Origin of the sequence: Luteimonas sp. J29, from assembly GCF_000472505.1 — a bacterium.
In the GTDB taxonomy this organism is placed as follows: Bacteria; Pseudomonadota; Gammaproteobacteria; order Xanthomonadales; family Xanthomonadaceae; genus Luteimonas.
On record NZ_AWZR01000001.1, the window covers coordinates 470,522 to 487,612 of the forward strand.

Annotated in this window: 16 protein-coding genes; 6 read left to right on the forward strand and 10 right to left on the reverse strand. The window is 72.7% G+C overall.

Translation table 11 applies throughout. From position 1 onward, the window contains the following. Position 1: 1 nt before the first annotated feature. On the forward strand, positions 2-826 hold the full coding sequence (locus LUTJ29_RS0101975; protein ID WP_051322597.1) for an aminotransferase class IV family protein: 825 nt from the start codon (positions 2-4) through the stop codon (positions 824-826). Between the two features lie 19 nt (positions 827-845). Here LUTJ29_RS0101975 and LUTJ29_RS0101980 read toward each other — a convergent pair whose 3' ends face one another. From LUTJ29_RS0101980 to LUTJ29_RS15795, 5 genes are read right to left on the reverse strand one after another with little or no spacing between them, the layout of a single operon-like run. Beyond that, entirely contained in the window at positions 846-1,445 is a 600-nt protein-coding gene (locus tag LUTJ29_RS0101980; RefSeq protein WP_027071079.1) for a TlpA disulfide reductase family protein, read from the reverse strand. Beyond that, the gene (locus tag LUTJ29_RS0101985; protein WP_027071080.1) at positions 1,442-3,778 is read right to left on the reverse strand and encodes a protein-disulfide reductase DsbD; all 2,337 of its coding nucleotides are present in this window, start codon (positions 3,776-3,778) and stop codon (positions 1,442-1,444) included. The genes LUTJ29_RS0101980 and LUTJ29_RS0101985 overlap by 4 nt, the downstream gene beginning before the upstream one ends. After that, a complete protein-coding gene (cutA, locus tag LUTJ29_RS0101990; RefSeq protein WP_027071081.1) occupies positions 3,775-4,104 on the reverse strand; it encodes a divalent-cation tolerance protein CutA in 330 nt (109 codons plus the stop codon). Before cutA ends, LUTJ29_RS0101985 begins: the two co-directional genes overlap by 4 nt. A gap of 52 nt (positions 4,105-4,156) precedes the next feature. After that, a complete protein-coding gene (locus tag LUTJ29_RS15790) occupies positions 4,157-6,007 on the reverse strand; it encodes a hypothetical protein (RefSeq protein WP_043740036.1) in 1,851 nt (616 codons plus the stop codon). Beyond that, positions 6,004-6,945: a GNAT family N-acetyltransferase gene (locus LUTJ29_RS15795; protein ID WP_051322598.1), complete on the reverse strand. Its 942-nt coding sequence runs from the start codon at positions 6,943-6,945 to the stop codon at positions 6,004-6,006. Before LUTJ29_RS15795 ends, LUTJ29_RS15790 begins: the two co-directional genes overlap by 4 nt. 146 nt (positions 6,946-7,091) lie before the next feature. Here LUTJ29_RS15795 and LUTJ29_RS0102005 point away from each other — a divergent pair, with 146 nt between their 5' ends. After that, the gene (locus LUTJ29_RS0102005) at positions 7,092-7,586 is read left to right on the forward strand and encodes an acyloxyacyl hydrolase (RefSeq protein WP_027071082.1); all 495 of its coding nucleotides are present in this window, start codon (positions 7,092-7,094) and stop codon (positions 7,584-7,586) included. A 15-nt stretch (positions 7,587-7,601) separates the two neighbouring features. On the opposite strand, the gene alr is transcribed toward LUTJ29_RS0102005, so the two are convergent. Together alr and LUTJ29_RS0102015 are read right to left on the reverse strand one after the other, a co-directional pair. Further along, positions 7,602-8,675, reverse strand: coding sequence for an alanine racemase (alr, locus tag LUTJ29_RS0102010; RefSeq protein ID WP_027071083.1), 1,074 nt, complete (start codon positions 8,673-8,675; stop codon positions 7,602-7,604). Continuing rightward, complete coding sequence (locus LUTJ29_RS0102015; protein WP_027071084.1) at positions 8,675-9,958, reverse strand: D-amino acid dehydrogenase; 1,284 nt, start codon at positions 9,956-9,958, stop codon at positions 8,675-8,677. Before LUTJ29_RS0102015 ends, alr begins: the two co-directional genes overlap by 1 nt. 214 nt (positions 9,959-10,172) lie before the next feature. On the opposite strand from LUTJ29_RS0102015, the gene LUTJ29_RS0102020 reads away from it, so the two are divergent. From LUTJ29_RS0102020 to groL, 3 genes are all read left to right on the forward strand, one after another. Continuing rightward, positions 10,173-10,646: a winged helix-turn-helix transcriptional regulator gene (locus LUTJ29_RS0102020; protein WP_027071085.1), complete on the forward strand. Its 474-nt coding sequence runs from the start codon at positions 10,173-10,175 to the stop codon at positions 10,644-10,646. Between the two features lie 877 nt (positions 10,647-11,523). Beyond that, a complete protein-coding gene (gene groES, locus LUTJ29_RS0102025) occupies positions 11,524-11,814 on the forward strand; it encodes a co-chaperone GroES (protein ID WP_027071086.1) in 291 nt (96 codons plus the stop codon). Between the two features lie 140 nt (positions 11,815-11,954). Continuing rightward, a complete protein-coding gene (gene groL / locus LUTJ29_RS0102030) occupies positions 11,955-13,592 on the forward strand; it encodes a chaperonin GroEL (RefSeq protein ID WP_027071087.1) in 1,638 nt (545 codons plus the stop codon). Positions 13,593-13,671: 79 nt separating this feature from the next. On the opposite strand, the gene LUTJ29_RS0102035 is transcribed toward groL, so the two are convergent. The 3 genes from LUTJ29_RS0102035 to aat all read right to left on the reverse strand — a co-directional run bounded on the left by LUTJ29_RS0102035 (position 13,672) and on the right by aat (position 16,369). Further along, on the reverse strand, positions 13,672-14,868 hold the full coding sequence (locus LUTJ29_RS0102035; protein ID WP_027071088.1) for a hypothetical protein: 1,197 nt from the start codon (positions 14,866-14,868) through the stop codon (positions 13,672-13,674). 138 nt (positions 14,869-15,006) lie between these two features. After that, complete coding sequence (locus tag LUTJ29_RS0102040; protein ID WP_027071089.1) at positions 15,007-15,579, reverse strand: hypothetical protein; 573 nt, start codon at positions 15,577-15,579, stop codon at positions 15,007-15,009. Positions 15,580-15,685: 106 nt separating this feature from the next. After that, on the reverse strand, positions 15,686-16,369 hold the full coding sequence (gene aat, locus LUTJ29_RS0102045; protein WP_198012645.1) for a leucyl/phenylalanyl-tRNA--protein transferase: 684 nt from the start codon (positions 16,367-16,369) through the stop codon (positions 15,686-15,688). Between the two features lie 483 nt (positions 16,370-16,852). Here aat and LUTJ29_RS0102050 point away from each other — a divergent pair, with 483 nt between their 5' ends. Then, positions 16,853-17,062, forward strand: a complete 210-nt coding sequence (locus LUTJ29_RS0102050; protein ID WP_027071091.1) for a cold-shock protein — start codon at positions 16,853-16,855, stop codon at positions 17,060-17,062. The last annotated feature ends 29 nt before the right edge of the window (positions 17,063-17,091 follow it).

A 17,091-nucleotide genomic window follows, 5' to 3' on the forward strand; every position in this document is an offset into this window, starting at 1 on the left:
TATGGACGACACCCGATTCCCCATCGCCACCCTTGCCGCGGGCGCGGACCCGTCCGCCGACCGTGCCGCGACCGCCGCGGACCTGGCGCCGCTGGCGTTCGCGGGCTATGCGCATTTCACCGCGATGCAGGTCCGCGACGGCGGCGTGCGCGGGCTCGACCTGCACCTGCGGCGCCTGCGCGAGGCGTCGCTGGCGATGTTCGGCCGCGCATTGCCCGACGACGTCGTGCGCGCCAGGCTGCGCCGGGCGATGGCGCGCCGGCCGGAGGCTTCGCTGACCGCGACGGTCCATTCGCGCGCCGGCGAGTTCACCGCCGCGGACGGCGAACTGGACATGCTGGTGCGCGTCGATGCGCCGGCGCGGCCGCCGGCCGGGCCGCTGGCGCTGGCGGCGGTCGTCCACCAGCGCGCGCTGGCGCGCTACAAGCACGTCGGCGAGGTGGCCAAGACGTGGTACCTGCGCGAGGCGGTCGCGCGCGGTTTCGACGATGCCGCCTTCATCGATCCGGCCGGGCGCGTGGCGGAGGCCACGATCTGGAACCTCGCCTTCTGGGACGGCGCGGCGGTGGTGTGGCCGGTGGCCGACATGCTGGCCGGCGTCACCATGGGCATCGTGCGGCGCCAGTTGCGGCGGATGGGCGTGCCGCAGCGCGACCGGACGCTCACGCTGGACGATATCGCCGGGCTCGCAGGCGGCGTGGTCATGAACTCCTGGTCGCCCGGCATCGCCGTCTCGCGCATCGGCGACGTGGCGCTGCCGGCCGCGCCGGATCTGGTGCGCCTGCTGCACGAGGCCTACGCGGCCGAGCCCCTGCAGGCACCCTGAACCGGCGCGGCGCCGGGGCTCAGGGACCGGCCCAGCGGTCGATTTCGCCCGGTTCGAACGGCCCGATCTTCTGCTTGAGCAGGCGGCCGTCGGCCGAGACCAGCACCGAGTAGGGCAGCATGCCGCGCGGATTGCCGAGCCGCACGCCCGCGTCGGCCGGGCCCGGCGCGTCGATCGCGAGCGGATAGCGCACCGGCACGCGTTCGAGGAAGGCGCGCACCGCGTCGGGTTCGTCCAGGGCCAGGCCCAGCACCTGCACGCCCTCGGTGCCCTGCTCGCGGGCGAAGCGGTCGAGTTCGGGCATTTCCTCGATGCACGGCGGGCACCAGCTGGCCCAGACGTTGACCAGCAGCGGCCGGCCGGAGAAGTCATGGGGCAGGTGCACGCGGCCGCCGTCCAGCGTGGCCAGGTGCAGCGCCGGCAGCGGCTCGCCCCGCCGCGCCACGCGGCCGCCATCGGGCAGCGGCGGGGCGCTGGCGGTGAGCGCGTCGTTGAGCAGGCGCTGGCCGGTGTCCGTGCCCCAGATCGGGCCGCCGCCGGTGACCATCAGCCCCGCCAGCAGGCCCAGCCCGCCGGCCGCGAGCGCGACCAGGACCACCTTCGCCGGCGTGACCTTCATCGCGCCGCGCGCTCCAGCGCCGAAGCGACGATGTCGCCGGTCAACAGCACCGGCAGGACCTCGCCTTCGCCGCCGCCGCGCGGGTACACCACGTACAGCGGCACGCCGACCGCGCGGTGCGCGTCGAGGAACGCCGCGATGCGCGGATCGGCGTTGGTGTAGTCGCCGACCAGGTAGCTTGCCCCGGCCTGCGCCAGCGCTTCGCGGAACGCCGGCTGCGACAGCACCCGGCGCTCGTTGGCCTTGCAGGTCACGCACCAGTCGGCGGTCATGTTCACGAACACGACGCGGCCCTGGTCGCGCAGCGCCTGCAGCCGCTCGGGGCTCCACGGTTCGGACAGCTGCCCGGTCGCCGCCTGCTGCGGCGGCGGCAGCGAGCCGACCTTCCACACCGGCGCCAGCGCGAGCACCGCCAGCGCCAGCGCCAGCGCACTGCCCAGGCGCCCGCCGCGCCAGCGCCGCCGCTCGAACCACCACAGCGCCAGCGCGAACACCACCAGGCCGACGGCGACCAGCGCCATCGCGTCGACGCCGCGCTGCTTGCCCAGCACCCACAGCAGCCAGATCGCGGTGAGGTACATCGGGAACGCCAGCACCTGCTTGAGCGTCTCCATCCATGCGCCGGGCTTCGGCAGCCGGTCGGCCAGCGCCGGCACCAGCCCCACCAGCAGGAACGGCAGCGCCAGGCCCAGGCCCAGCGCCAGGAACACCAGCAGCGCCAGCCACGGCGGCGCGGTGAACGCGAACGCCAGCGCGCCGCCCATGAACGGCGCGATGCAGGGGCTGGCGACCACGCAGGCCAGCACGCCGGTGAAGAAATCGCCGGCCGGGCCGCTGCGGCTGGCCAGCGCATGGCCGAGGTTGCCGAGCCCGCCGCCCATGGTGAACACGCCCGACAGCGCCAGGCCGACCGCGAACATCAGGTACACCAGCGCCGCCACGAACCACGGCTGCTGCAGCTGGAAGCCCCAGCCCAGGGCCTGGCCGCCGGCGCGCAGCGCCAGGACCAGCGCGCCGATCGCCGCGAACGACACCAGCACGCCGGCCGTGTACCAGAGCGCGTGGCTGCGCGCGCGCTGGCGGCCTTCGCCGCTCTGCGCCAGGCCCAGGACCTTGAGCGACAGGATCGGCAGCACGCACGGCATCAGGTTCAGCACCAGGCCGCCGAGCAGGGCCAGGACCAGCGCCCCGATCGCACCGCCCGCCGGCAGGCCCGCCCCGGACGGGGGACGGGTGCGCGCGGCGTTGTCACCCGAGGCGTCGCGGGACGCGATGGCGCCGTCGCCGGCGCCGCCGGCATCGGCGGGCGCGGATGCCGTCGCGCCGCCCGCCGCTTCCCCGGCAGGCGGAACCCCGCCGGGTCCGGGGCCGGCGTCCGCGGCCGTTGCGGCCGCCGGAGCAGGCGGGGCCCCCGCCGCCGGCAGGGCCACCTCGACGCTGCGGGTCATCGGCGGATAGCAGATGCCCTCGTCCTGGCAGCCCTGGAAGGTGGCGACCAGGCGGATCGTCGCCGCCGCCGGCGTGCGTCGCTTCAGCGGCAGCGGCACGTCGACCTGGTCGAAGTACACCACCACCTCGCCGAAGTGCTCGTCGCGGTGCGCGGTGCCCGCGGGCCAGCGCGGCTCGCCCGCGGCGATGCCATCGGCGCCCTCGACCCGGAAGCTGCTGCGGTCGCGGTAGAGGTAGTAGCCGCGCGCCGGGGTGAAACGCAGCAGCAGGCGCTCGCCGCCGTCGGCGATGGCCTCGAAGCCGAACGCCTGCTCGGGCGGCAGCGGCAGCGCCTGTGCGCGGCCCGCGGCGTCGGTGCCCGGCAGCACGGGCGCGGCGCCGGCGCCGCCGGCCAGCGACCGGCCGAGCGAGGCGAAACCCGGATCGGCGTCGCCGGACGCGGGCAGCGCCACGTCGAGCCGGCGCGTCTGCGGCGGATAGCAGACGCCGGCGTCGGCGCAGCCCTGGTACTTCACCTCCAGCACGAGCGTGCCGGCGTCGCCCGCGGCGGTGCCGGGCAGCACCGCGGCCAGGCGCCCGCGATAGGTCTCGACCTCGCCGAAGAACTCGTCCACGTGGCGCTTGCCGGCGGGCAGCTGCAGCGCGCCCGCCTCGAAGCCGCCTTCCACCACCCGCACCGAAGTCCGGTGGCGGTAGAGGTAGTAGTCGTCCGCGATCGTCCAGTCGATCTCGATCCGGTCGCGCGCCGGCGCGCGCGCCTGCAGCGCGAACGCCTCGTCCACGGGCAGCAGCTGGGTTTCATCGACGGCCCCGGCCGCCGGCAGCGCCACCGCCAGCAGCAGCGCGCAGAGCCGGCCCCGGCGCCTGGCCCGGTGGGGGATCATGCGGAGTCTCCGGTGCGGGTTTCCTCGGCGATCCAGGCCAGGTAGGCCGGCAGGCCGCCGGCGATATCGACCGCCACGACTTCCGGAAGTTCATACGGGTGCAGCGCGCGGATCCGCTCCGTCAGCGCGTCCAGGCGCGCGCGCGTGGTCTTGACCACCAGCAGCACTTCCTGGTCTTCGTGCACCTCGCCCTGCCAGCGGTACACCGAGCGGACGCCGGGCAGCAGGTTCACGCACGCGGCCAGCCGTTCCCCGACCAGCGCGCCGGCGAGGCGGCGCGCGGTGTCGGCGTCGGGGCAGGTGCACAGGCAGGCGATGGCGCTCACGTGATCCGGGGGGCGGGGCGGGCCCAATAGGGTATCCGACCGCGCCGCGCCCTCAGCCGGACAGGTCCTCGGGCCGGCGCCGGCGCCGCACGTCGAGCGCCTGGCGCCAGCGCCGGGTACTGACCAGGCCGCGCGAGTGCAGCAGCACCAGCATCGCCACCACCGTGGCCCCGAAGGCTGCGAGCGACCAGCGCAGCTTCTCCCAGGCGCCGTCGAAACCGAAGTCGATCAGCTGGAACACCACCTGCAGCAGGCCGAGGAAGGCCACGTAGAACAGCACCCGTTCGAGGAACTTCTCCGACTTCTGCGCCTCGTTGCCGCGCAGGTCGTCGACCGTGCGCTCCAGGTCGGACACCACCCCGGCCCAGTAGGCCTCGCGCTGCTGGATGCCGCGGACGGTCTCGATCGATTCGTAGAACTCGCGCTCGGTGTCGTAGCGCAGCACGTTGAAGTAGCGGTGGCGCGCGACGTGGTTGAAGGTGTCGAGGCGGAAGCGGCGAAACGCCTCGAACGCCTCGTCGGCGACGCGGGTGGACCACGCGCCGCCGTCCTTCACCGTCTCGGCGTGCAGCAGGCCGTCGCGCTCGAGCTGCTCGACCAGCCCGCGCACCATCGCCTCGTAGCGGTGCACGAGGGTCTCGTTGTGCAGCGTCATCAGGTGGACGAGGAACAGGTACGGGCAGGTGCCGATCCAGCCGCGCCCGACGTCCAGGCTGCGCGACCCGGCCACGACCTCGTACACCGCCGACTGGGTGGCGTAGACCAGGAAGTGGCTGTCGTCGTCCTCGACCCCGGCCGGCGGGTAGATCGGGTCGGTGCCGTCCTGGATCTCGGAGACGTCCTGGCGCAGGAAGTCGACGATGTTCTGCAGGAAGCCCGACAGGAAGTAGTAGTCGAGGTGGTGCGGCGGGATCCCGGGCGCGCGCAGCAGCTGCTCGTCGTAGCGGCTGCGGCCCGCCTCGTCGCGCGCCGGTCGCACCGCCTGCACGTCGCGCAGCTGCAGGCGCAGCTGCGGCCGCAGCAGGGCGAAGAAGTACGGGTCCTGCAGCAGGACCACGCCGCGGCAGCGCAGGCCGGCCGGCGTGCGCAGCGCGGGGCGCTCGCCTTCGCGCTCGCCGAGCAGCTGCTGCCACAGGCTGCGCCCGGGCACGGGCGGCGCCATGGCGATGCCGCGGCGCCCCAGCTCCGCCCGGATGCCGGCCAGCAGGCTGGCGGCGTGGCGTTCGAACATCGCCTCCAGGTACCCTGCCAGCGGCAGCGCGCCGCCGGCCTCGCGCGAGTGCACGCGCAGGCCGCCGTCGCCGTCGAGCCACTGCGTGCCCTCGGTCGGCGCGACCGCCTTCTGCAGCAGCGACAGCGCGTAGTAGTGGGCGTGGTCGTGCGCGTAGGGAAGTTCCAGCGACAGGTGGTAGGTGAGCGCGGCGTTGGAGTGCGCGACCCAGAACGCGCGGCAGCGCGCCCGCAGCCGCACCGGCTGCGCCAGCGACAGGGCGAAGCGGTCGCCCTCGGTTTCCCAGCGGATGTCGGCGGGGAACGAGATCTCCGGCTCGTCGCACACGTTCTCGCCGTCGCTGTCGCCGGGGCGCTGCGGCGCGCTGGGCGTGTCGAGCAGGAAGTCCTGGATGAACAGCCCGCGCTGGCGGTCGGCGATGTCGTTGAACAGCGGTTCGATCGCGCGGCCCAGGCGGCGGCTGTCCTGGTAATCGTCGCCGCCGTCGTCGCCGCGCAGCGCGGAGAGCAGCTTCCGGTTCCAGAAGCAGCGGCCTTCGCCGTCCACCACCAGTGCCTGCATCCGCGTCTCCTCGACGAGGAAGGAGAGGGTCAGGTGCAGGCGACCGCCCTCGCCGCGCAGGGCGAGGGCGCGCGCGAGCAGGTCGTCGTCGGCCGGTTGCGGCAGGGTCATGCGGGGTTCCCCGGAAGCGTTTCGGTGCCGGCGCCGGGCGCGGCCAGCCGGGCGCGCAGGCCCGGCCCCCTGCCGCCCCGGCCGGCGAGTGGCCGCAGCGCATCCAGCCGCGGCATGGGATCGAGCAGCCGGATCGCCTCGCCGGCCATGCAGCGCGTGGCGCACGCGCGCAGCTGGGCGGCGGTGTCCGGATCGGCGTGCGGGTCGCCGCCCTTGAGCACCGACACCGCGAAGAAGCGTTCCAGGTGCGTGCCGAGCACGCAGGCGTCGAGCGCCGGATGCGGCGGATCGACCACGCCCAGCATCAGGCCCGCGTCGGCGGACTGGCTGGCCGACAGCGGCGGCTGCACGTAGTCGAAGTCGAGCAGGCGCGCGCCCAGCCGCGCCCACACGGCCACGCGGTCGAACTGGTCGATGCCGGCGACCTCGCTGTCGAGCGCATAGGCCTCGGCGTCCATCAGCAGCGGATCGTTGAGTTCGATGAACAGGTACAGCGGCAGCGCGTCGGCGCCGGCGAAGGTCATCCGCGCCAGCCGGCGGGCGGCTGCGACCATGTCGCGCAGGTGGCCGCGGCCACGATGCGCCGGCGCCACGAACACGTAGTTGAGGTTCATCGCCAGCGCCGCGCCGTCTCGGCCCTCGAGCGCGTGGCAGAAGAAGTTCGCGCCGCCCACGACGTCGCCGTCGCGCGAGGCCACCAGCACCCATTCGGCGTAGGGCGCCGCGATCGCGCCGGCGCCATTGAGCGCCAGGCATTCGAGGAAGCCGTCGCGGCCTTCCTTTTCGTCGGGCAGCACGAAGGCCTCGTCGTAGGCGGCGAAGAAGCGGTCGAACACCGCTCCGGGGCCGGTCGCGGCCTCGACGTCGAGCCGTCCGCCACGCCCGCCCTCGAGCTGGAAACCGGCGTCGGCAAGACCGGACAGGGCGGGCAGCGGCATGGGCGGGCGCGTCGTCGGGGAACGGCGACAGGGTAACCGGGCCGCGCCCGGAACGCTGCGTGCCGGGCCGGCGCCGGGGCGGCCGTACCGGACCCGGGCGCGAGGTCTTATCCTGCGCAGCTTCGAGTTCCCCCACCGGTGTCCCCATGTCGCGACCGATCCATGCCCCCGCGCGCCTGCTGGCCCTGCTGGCGCTGACGCTCCCCTGCGCCTTCGCTGCGCACGCCGCCGACCGGTTCGAGGTCGGCGCCGGCGTTTCGTTCACCCGCGACAACGAGGACACCCCGGTGTTCGCCGCCGCCTGGCTTCCGGAGTGGCGCGAGTATCGCGGCGGCACGCTGCGCTGGGAGATCGGCGCGATGCACGTGCGCGGGCGCAGCGATTCGCACTACGACAACTTCGACGACGTCACCGTGGTCCACGCCGGCCTGCGTTACGAGCGGCCGAGCGGCCTGGTCGCCGGCTTCGGCGCCGGCGTGCAGAGCGGCAAGACCGAGGCCCTCTCGGGCGACCCGCAGTTCATCAGCACCTTCGGCTGGCGCTGGAACCGCTTCTCGCTGCTGGCCCGGCACATCTCCAACGCCAGCATCCACCAGCCCAACGACGGCGAGACGATGCTGCAGGCGGCGTGGCGCTTCTGACGCGCCGGCGCCGCGTCACGCGTAGCGGCGCGGCACCCGCTTGAGGCCGGCGAGCAGGCGGTACGGGCTGTTGCCGCTGCGCGCGGCCACTTCCGCCACCGGCAGGTTCGGCCCCCACAGTTCCACGCGGCTGCCGAGCCCGGCTTCCGGGTGGTCGGTGAGGTCGATGGTGAGCATGTCCATCGAGACCCGCCCGATCAGCTCGCCCGGGCGGCCGTCGATCACCACCGGCGTGCCCGAGGTGGCGTACTGCGGATAGCCGTCGGCGTAGCCGGCGGCGACCACGCCCACGCGCGTGGGCCGCGTGGTGGTGTAGGTGCCTGCGTAGCCGATCGGCTCGCCCGCGGCCAGGTCGCGCACCGCGATCACCTTCGATTCGAGCGTCATCACCGCGCGCAGTTCGTCGGCCGCGGCGCAGGGGGCGTCGAGCATGTGCGCGCCGTACAGCATCAGGCCCGGGCGCACCCACTCGCGGCGGGTCGCGGGCCAGGCCATCAGCGCGGCGGAGTTCGCCACGCTCGCCGGGGTGCCGGGCGGCAGCGACGCCAGCACCGACTCGAACACGGCCATCTGCCCCGGCGTGCTCGGGTGGGAGAGCTCGTCGGCGCGCGAGAAGTGGGTCATCGCCACCATCTGCCCGACCCAGGGCAGCGCCGCGAGCCGCCGCCATGCCGGCACGAACTCCTCCGGCGACAGGCCCAGCCGGTGCATGCCCGAATCGAGCTTGAGCCACACCTGCCACGGCTGGCGCGCCCGGTGGCGCTCGAGCAGGTCGACCTGCCAGGGCGAGGCGACCACGGTCCAGAGGCGATGGCGTTCGACCAGGTCGAGCTCGCCGGCGTCGAAGAAGCCTTCGAGCAGCACGATCGGCGCCTCGATCCCGGCCTCGCGCAGCTCCAGCGCCTCCTCCATGCAGGCCACGCCGAAGCCGTCGGCGTCCGCTTCGAGCGCGCGCGCGCAGGCAACGGCGCCGTGGCCGTAGGCATCGGCCTTGACCACGGCGAGCGCGCGACCGCCGCCCAGCCGGCGCGCCAGGCGGTAGTTGTGGCGCAGCGCGTCGAGGTCGATCGTGGCGCGCGACGGACGCATCAGCGCAGGCCCCTGGGCTGCGGCCAGGGACGGTCGTAGCGCGAGATGTCCAGGCCCTCGGGGTCGATCGCCGGCGTGCGGCCGTCGACGAGGTCGGCGAGGTAGCGCGCCGAGCCGCAGGCCATGGTCCAGCCCAGGGTGCCGTGGCCGGTGTTGAGCCACAGGTTGCGGTACTTCGTCGCGCCGACCACCGGCGGGCCGTCGGGCGTGGACGGGCGCAGGCCGGTCCAGAACGTGGCCGCGGAGAGATCGCCGCCGTCGGGGTACAGGCTGCGCACCACCATCTCCAGCGTCTCGCGCCGGCGCTGCGGCAGCGACAGGTCGTAGCCCGACACCTCGGCCATGCCGCCGACGCGGATGCGCTCGTCGAACCGGGTGATCGCGACCTTGTAGCTCTCGTCGAGCACGGTCGAGTGCGGCGCCAGTGCCGGGCGCGTGATCGGGATGGTGAGCGAGTAGCCCTTGAGCGGGTACACCGGCAGGTGGATGCCCACCGGCGCCAGCAGTTTCGGCGACCAGCTGCCGAGCGCGAGCACGTAGCGGTCGGCGGTCTCGACCCGGCCGTCGATGCGCACGCCGGCGATGCGGTCGCCCGCGGCCTGCAGCGCCTCGACGGTCGCGCCGTAGCGGAACTCGACGCCGGCGTCCGCGGCCAGCGCGGCGAGGCGGGTGGTGAACAGGTGGCAGTCCCCGGTCTCGTCGCCGGGCAGCCGCAGCGCGCCGGCAAGCGTGTCGGCGACGCCGGCCAGCGCCGGCTCGACCCGGACGATGCCGGCGCGGTCGAGCAGCTCGTGCGGCACGCCGTACTCGCGCAGCACCGCGATGTCGCGCGCGGCGCCGTCGAGCTGGGCCTGGGTGCGGAACAGCTGGGTGGTGCCGAGGGTGCGCTGCTCGTAGGCGATGCCGGTGGCCTGGCGCAGTTCGCGCAGGCAGTCGCGGCTGTACTCGGCCAGGCGCACCATGCGCGCCTTGCTCACCGCGTAGCGATGGTGGGTGCAGTTGCGCAGCATCCGCCACAGCCAGCGGTACTGCTCCGGGTCGGCGGTGGGCTTGATCGCGAGCGGGGCGTGGCGCGACAGCAGCCACTTCACCGCCTTGAGCGGGATGCCCGGCGCCGGCCACGGCGAGGCGTAGCCCGGCGAGACCTGGCCGGCGTTGCCGAAGCTGGTTTCCATCGCCGGCCCGCTGGCGCGGTCGACCACGACCACCTCGTGGCCGGCCTGGCGCAGGTACCAGGCGCTGGTCACGCCGATCACGCCGGAGCCGAGGATCAGGATGCGCATGCGTGTGCCCGTGTGCTGCTGCCGGCGGGCCGTGCCCGTGCCGGCGGTGGATCCGGAGGACTCTATCGTCGCCGGCCGGGGTCCCGCGGCTGCGTCGGCGCGCGGGCGGGTGCGGCGATTCACCCAGTATAGGAACGGCTGGCCAGTTTATTTTCCCGAAAAATGCGGTGATCGCGAGGTATATTCCTGCAGAAGAGGCCATCCGGAGCGGGATGTGAAGCGCAAGGAACTGGACCGGATCGACCGTCGCATCCTGAAGATCCTGCAGAAGGAGGGGCGGATCTCCTTCACCGAACTGGGCGAGCGGGTGGGGCTGTCGACCACGCCGTGCACCGAGCGGGTGCGGCGCATGGAACGCGACGGGGTGATCACCGGCTACCACGCAAGGGTGGCGCCGGAGGCGGTCGGCGCCGGGCTGCTGGTGTTCGTGGAGATCAGCCTGGCCTACAAGTCCGGCGACATCTTCGAGGAGTTCCGCCGCGCCGCGCTGCGGCTGCCCAACGTGCTCGAGTGCCACCTGGTCTCGGGCGACTTCGACTACCTGATCAAGGCGCGGATCTCGGAGATGGCCTCCTACCGCAAGCTGCTCGGCAGCACCCTGCTGACCCTGCCGCACGTGCGCGAGTCCAAGAGCTACATCGTCATGGAAGAGGTGAAGGAGACGCTGGAGCTGCCGGTGGGGGACTGAGCCGCAGCCCGCGCCCGGTCCAACCGGGACGATCCCGCGCCCGTTCGATCCCCGTGCACTTCGTCGCGACCGCGGGCAGGGCTATCGCTGTCGAGGCGGCGGAGCCGCGGGGGGCTGCCGCCCCGCAGATGGCCCGGCTTCGGAGTCGCGCCCGAGGGCCGTCTGCCGGGCCGTTTGGCGTCGGGGCCGACGGGCCGCGCCGGGGCCGTCAGGCCCCCGCGGCGAATGTCCCCCGGCTTCCGCGTGCAGGCGGAAGCCTCCTCCTCGATTTCGCCGCAGGGGCCTGCCATCCCCAGCACGGCTCGGCTTCGAGATTGCTCCGTGGCCCTGTCGGGTTTCCCGAAGCCGGGCTTGCGAGCGCTGCGCAACAGGTGCGCGATCGGTGGTGCGTCGCGACGTCTTCGCCTGGCCGGATCGGGTTCGGTCGAACGGGTCGCGCCCGTGATGGGCCAATGGTGTGGAGAGGTGCCGACGCAGAGGTCCTGCCGTCAGCCCACTCCAGGCCGCCCGGACGGGTCCAGGCGGGTGCGGGTACGCCCGGGGACGAAATCAGGGAGGAGGCGCCGGCCGCAGGCCGGCGCCGGGGGACATTCGTCCCCGGGCGTACCCGTACCCGGCCCCCTCGCACGCCTGCCGGACTTCCTTGCCGGAAGCAGGGGCGGATGACCTGGACGCGTCTCGCGGCAGCCCCCACCTGCGGGGCCGGCCCGATCCGGAGTGCCGCCCCCCTTGAAAGCCCCGCAGTGGCCCCCATGTTCGGCGCACCTCCCGGGTCCAAGCCGGGATTTTCGCGCCAGCGATGCTGGCACTCCCCAGGGCCGAGTGCTAACATCGCCGCCCCTTTTACATTGCAATCAATCACTTGCGAGGATTGAACATGAGCAACATCAAGCCGCTGTTCGACCGCGTGGTCATCAAGCGCATGGAAGAAGAGAAGGTGTCCGCCGGCGGGATCGTGATCCCCGACTCGGCCGCCGAGAAGCCCATCAAGGGCGAAGTGGTGGCCGTCGGCGAGGGCAAGGTGCTCGACAACGGCAGCGTGCGTGCCCCCAAGGTCAAGGCCGGCGACAAGGTCCTGTTCGGCAAGTACAGCGGCACCGAGGTCAAGCTCGACGGCACCGAGTACCTGGTGGTCCGGGAAGACGACATCCTCGCCATCCTCGGCTGACTGCCATGACGGCGGCGGCACGGGCCCGGTGACCGGCGCTTCGCGGCCTCCCGGCCCCGAGGTCCGCCTCCCGGATCGCCGTCGCTTCCACGCCCAGGTCCAACCAACCACCCCGATCCAAGAATTACGGAGTTTTTCCAATGGCTGCCAAAGAAATCCGTTTCGGTGAGGACGCGCGTGCCAAGATGGTGCGCGGCGTCAACGTGCTCGCCAACGCCGTGAAGGCGACCCTGGGCCCGAAGGGCCGCAACGTCGTGCTCGAGAAGAGCTTCGGCGCCCCGACGATCACCAAGGACGGCGTGTCCGTCGCCAAGGAGATCGAGCTGTCCGACAAGTTCGAGAACATGGGCGCGCAGATGGTCAAGGAAGTCGCTTCCAAGACCTCCGACAACGCCGGCGACGGCACCACCACCGCGACCGTGCTGGCCCAGGCCCTGATCCGCGAAGGTTCGAAGGCGGTCGCCGCCGGCATGAACCCGATGGACCTCAAGCGCGGCATCGACCAGGCGGTCAAGGCCGCCGTCGAGGAGCTGAAGAAGCTGTCCAAGCCGACCGCCGACGACAAGGCCATCGCCCAGGTCGGCACCATCTCGGCCAACAGCGACGAGTCGATCGGCAACATCATCGCCGAGGCGATGAAGAAGGTCGGCAAGGAAGGCGTGATCACCGTCGAGGAAGGCTCGGGCCTGGACAACGAGCTGGACGTGGTCGAGGGCATGCAGTTCGACCGCGGCTACCTCTCGCCGTACTTCATCAACAACCAGCAGTCGATGCAGTGCGAGCTGGATGATCCCTTCATCCTGCTGCACGACAAGAAGATCTCGAACGTCCGCGACCTGCTGCCGATCCTCGAGGGCGTGGCCAAGGCCGGCAAGCCGCTGCTGATCGTGGCCGAGGAAGTCGAGGGCGAGGCCCTGGCGACCCTGGTGGTCAACACCATCCGCGGCATCGTCAAGGTCTGCGCGGTCAAGGCCCCGGGCTTCGGCGACCGCCGCAAGGCGATGCTGGAGGACATGGCCGTCCTGACCGGCGGCACCGTGATCTCCGAGGAAGTGGGCCTGCAGCTCGAGAAGGCCACGATCCAGGACCTGGGCCGCGCCAAGAAGGTGCAGGTCTCGAAGGAGAACACCACCATCATCGACGGCGCCGGCGAGAGCTCGGCGATCGAGGCCCGCATCAAGCAGATCAAGGCGCAGATCGAGGAGACCACCTCGGACTACGACCGCGAGAAGCTGCAGGAGCGCGTGGCGAAGCTGGCCGGCGGCGTGGCGGTGATCAAGGTCGGCGCGGCCACCGAGGTCGAGATGAAGGAGAAGAAGGCGCGCGTCGAGGACGCCCTGCACGCCACCCGCGCCGCGGTCGAGGAAGGCGTGGTCCCGGGCGGCGGCGTCGCCCTGATCCGCGCCAAGGCGGCCATCGAGAACCTCAAGGGCGCCAACGAGGACCAGAACCACGGCATCCAGATCGCCCTGCGCGCGATGGAAGCCCCGCTGCGCGAGATCGTCACCAACGCCGGCGAGGAGCCTTCGGTCATCGTCAACAAGGTCAAGGACGGCTCGGGCAACTTCGGCTACAACGCCGCCAACGGCCAGTTCGGCGACATGGTCGAGTTCGGCATCCTCGACCCGACCAAGGTCACCCGCACCGCGCTGCAGAACGCGGCGTCGATCGCCGGCCTGATGATCACCACCGAGGCGATGGTGGCCGAGCTGCCGAAGAAGGAAGAGCCGCACGCGCACGGCGGCGGCATGGGCGGCATGGGCGGCATGGACTTCTGATCCAGTCGCGCCACCGCGCTGCAACATGGAAAACCCCGCCGCGAGGCGGGGTTTTCTTTTGCCTGCGCGGCGCGGCGCGTCAGTTGCCCAGCAGCCCGCGCAGCAGTCCGCGCGCGGTCTCCTTCGCCGCCGGCCTGGCGGCGTCGCGGGTGGCGCCGGCGGCCAGGCCGGGCATGAGCATGGCGGTGGACTTGCTGCGCACGCGCACGGTCCAGGCCGGGGACCAGTCGCGACCGGCGTCGGCCGGGCGCGGCTCGGCGATGCTGCGCTGGCCGCCGTAGGCGATCATCTGCACCAGCGGCGCGGCCTCGACCCCGGCGAACACTTCGGCCGGGATCCGGCAGCTGCGCGCGTCGGCGCCGAGCACGGTGCGCTTGCCGGTCCACTGCGCCAGCAGCGATTCGGGCAGGTAGTCCATCAGCTCGAGGCCGGCGTAGCCATCCTCGGAGCTGCTCCACATCACGATGGTGTCGCCCTGCGAGGCCATGGCGTGGATGAAGTAGCCACGGGCACCGTCGACCGCGTTCCACTCCAGGGCCATGCCCTCGCCGGGGCTGCCCGTGCTGTCGAGCTCGAGCCGGGGCAGGAAGTCGTCGCCCTGGTCGAGCGCGAACTGCAGGGAAGCCGGCAGGCCGCTGCCCTCGAGCCGGTGGCTGCCGACCAGCGAGGCCTTGTCGGACACGCCGCGTCGCGCGCCCGGATTGGGCCACAGCACGTGCTGAGGGCCGATGTCGGGGCCCTGGGCCGGCACCTGGCGCGGCGCCATCGCGCGCCCGCCCTGCACCGGCTTGCCGTTGCGCACGGTCATCGAGTACTCGACCGGCTGGCCGCTGCGCGCCTGCTCGCCGCAGCCCCAGAAATAGCGCACGCGGTAGCTGGCGCCGTCGGCCAGGCCCAGGCCGCCGCTGCCGTCGTGGCCGCCGGCGGCTGCGTCCCTGCCGCGCTCGCGCGCCAGCAGTTCGATGCTGGGGCCCAGCTGCAGCCCCTTGGGCACGGCCTGGGTGGCCGGCTGGCCGGGCGCGGCGCGGTTGTGCAGCGCGACGTCCAGGTAGCGGCCGGGCATGCCCGGGTGCCGGGTCATGCCGTAGGTGGGGCGCTGGCCGCCCATGGCGCCGGCCAGGCGGCCCATCGCGCCCATGCCGGGCATGCCCGGCATGGCGTGGGTGGCGACATCGATGTAGAGCTCGGCCGGCGCTGCCTGCGCGGGCGCGGCCAGGGTGGCGGCGGACAGCGCAAGCGCCAGGGTCGACGCCGCGCGGAGTGGGGAAACGTGCATGGGAACGTGCATGGATTGGGCCCTTGCTGGATGGGCGGACCGGACGGCGGCCCTGCCGGCCCGGGGCGTCCGGGCCAGCCATCCACGAGGAAAGGGGGCGGCGACTGACAGCGCCGGCCGCATGGCCCGCAGGCCCGTTCAGTCGGCGATCGCGGCGATCCGCATGTAGCGGTCGTAGGTGTCGCGCAGGGTGTCCAGGCGCGCCTGTACCGCACTGCGTTCGGCGGCCGAGAGCGTGGCGAAGGGTTCGTTCGCCAGCACCTCGAGGGCGTGCTCGCGCTTGTGCGGCTCGAGCCGGTCCAGGCGCGCCTGGCCGTCGGCGCCGGCGTAGCGCTCGTGCATCATGTGCGCGTAGAGCACGTCGTTGACCTTTTGCCGCAGCCCGCGGTACTCCGGCAGCGGCAGGTCCGCCGTGGCGGCCACCTGCAGCCCCTGTTCGTCGTATTTCGACAGCGGGATGAAGTGGCTGCCGCTGGCGTCCATCAGCGCGATCTCCTCTTCCATGCCGCGCACGTAGGCGTCCAGCAGGTCGGGCGTGAGGGTCGGACGCGGATCTTCATTGGAGGGATGCCGGACCAGGTCGGCCGACCCGGGCGGCCCGGCCTGCCCGGGGCGCGCGCGTTGTTCACCGCAGGCCGCCAGCAGCAGCGGGAGGAGCAGGGCCAGGGCGGCGGCGGGAACGGCGGGACGGGGCAGGATGGCGTCGGGCATGGATCGGGTCTCGTGGAAGGTGGCGCAGGCGCCGGTCGGAAAGGTGTCCGCTTCATCCACGCGATCGGCGGGTGCGAACTGACAGGCCGGCCACCGGTCCACCGCGTCAGTCCACCGCGGCCGCCAGCCGCAGCGTGACCGGCCGCACGATGGCCTCGGCCAGTCGCCGCCTGAACTCCTCGCGCGTGATCTCGAACGCGCCCATCCGCTGCAGGTGCGGCTTGAGGTACTGCACGTCGTGCAGCAGGAAGCCGCTCCGGCGCAGGCTCGCGCACAGGTGGGCGAACCCGACCGCACCGGCGTTGTTCACCAGGCGGAACTGGCTTTCGCCGGCGAAGTAGCCGCCGATCGCCACCCCGTACAGCCCGCCGACCAGCGCACCTTCCTGCCAGACCTCGACGCTGTGCGCGGCGCCGATGCGATGCAGTTCGGCATAGGCCCGCATCAGCCCGTCGCTGATCCAGGTGTCGTGGCGGCGATCGGGATGGTGCGCGCAATGGGCCACCACCTGATCGAATGCCGTGTCCATGGTGACCGCGAAGCGTCCCTGGCGCGCGAGCCTGCGCGCCTCCCGGCCGATGCGGACGCCGTCGACCGGCAACACCGCGCGCATCGGTGGATCGAACCAGAGCACCCGGCGCCCGTCGTCCTGCGCCATCGGGAACAGGCCGCAGGCATAGGCGCGCACCAGCGTGTCCGCGCCCAGCGGCTGGGACTCGTGCAGCATGCGCGCGAGCGCGTCCGCGTCGCCGCCCTGCAGCCGTCTTGCAAGCGCCAGCAGCGTCCGCACGGCGCGATGCCTCGACCCGCGAAGGCGGCGCCGCATCCAGCCGGTCATGCGCGTGGAATCCCCCTTGGCATGGCGTGCCACCATACGACAAGGCGCCGGAACACGCAGCGCAAGGGCCGCACGGGCGCCCGGCAGCGGCTGCATGGCCGCGCCGCCGCGCCGCTGCGAGCCGCCCCGTCCGGCGCGCCACGCGGATCGCGCCATGCGCCCGCCAGTGCCCGCCAAGCCGCCGGGCCAGGTGGCTGCACGATGAACGGCGCGATCCACTCCGCCCACGACGACTCCAGGTGCTGTATGGTGGCGCCACTGTTCAAAGCGGGATCACGGTACATCGTGGCCCGATGCGGTAGATCACAGGCGCCAGGTCGAAGACGGCCGCTCCGGACGATCCGCTCCATCGCTTCGCGTTACCCCTTGCTCGATACAGTCCGGCCACGCCTCCTGCGCGGCCGTGCATCCCCAACTGATCCAGGGAGTAACACCATGTCTGAGCGTCAAACCGGCACCGTCAAGTGGTTCAACGATGCCAAGGGCTTCGGCTTCATCACCCCGCAGAGCGGTGCCGACCTGTTCGTGCACTTCCGTTCCATCCAGGGCAGTGGCTTCAAGTCGCTGCAGGAAGGACAGCAGGTGTCGTTCAAGGTCGTGCAGGGCCAGAAGGGCCTGCAGGCCGAGGAAGTCCAGGCGCAGTAAGCCTGGCGCCAAGCCTGGACCGCAGTCGC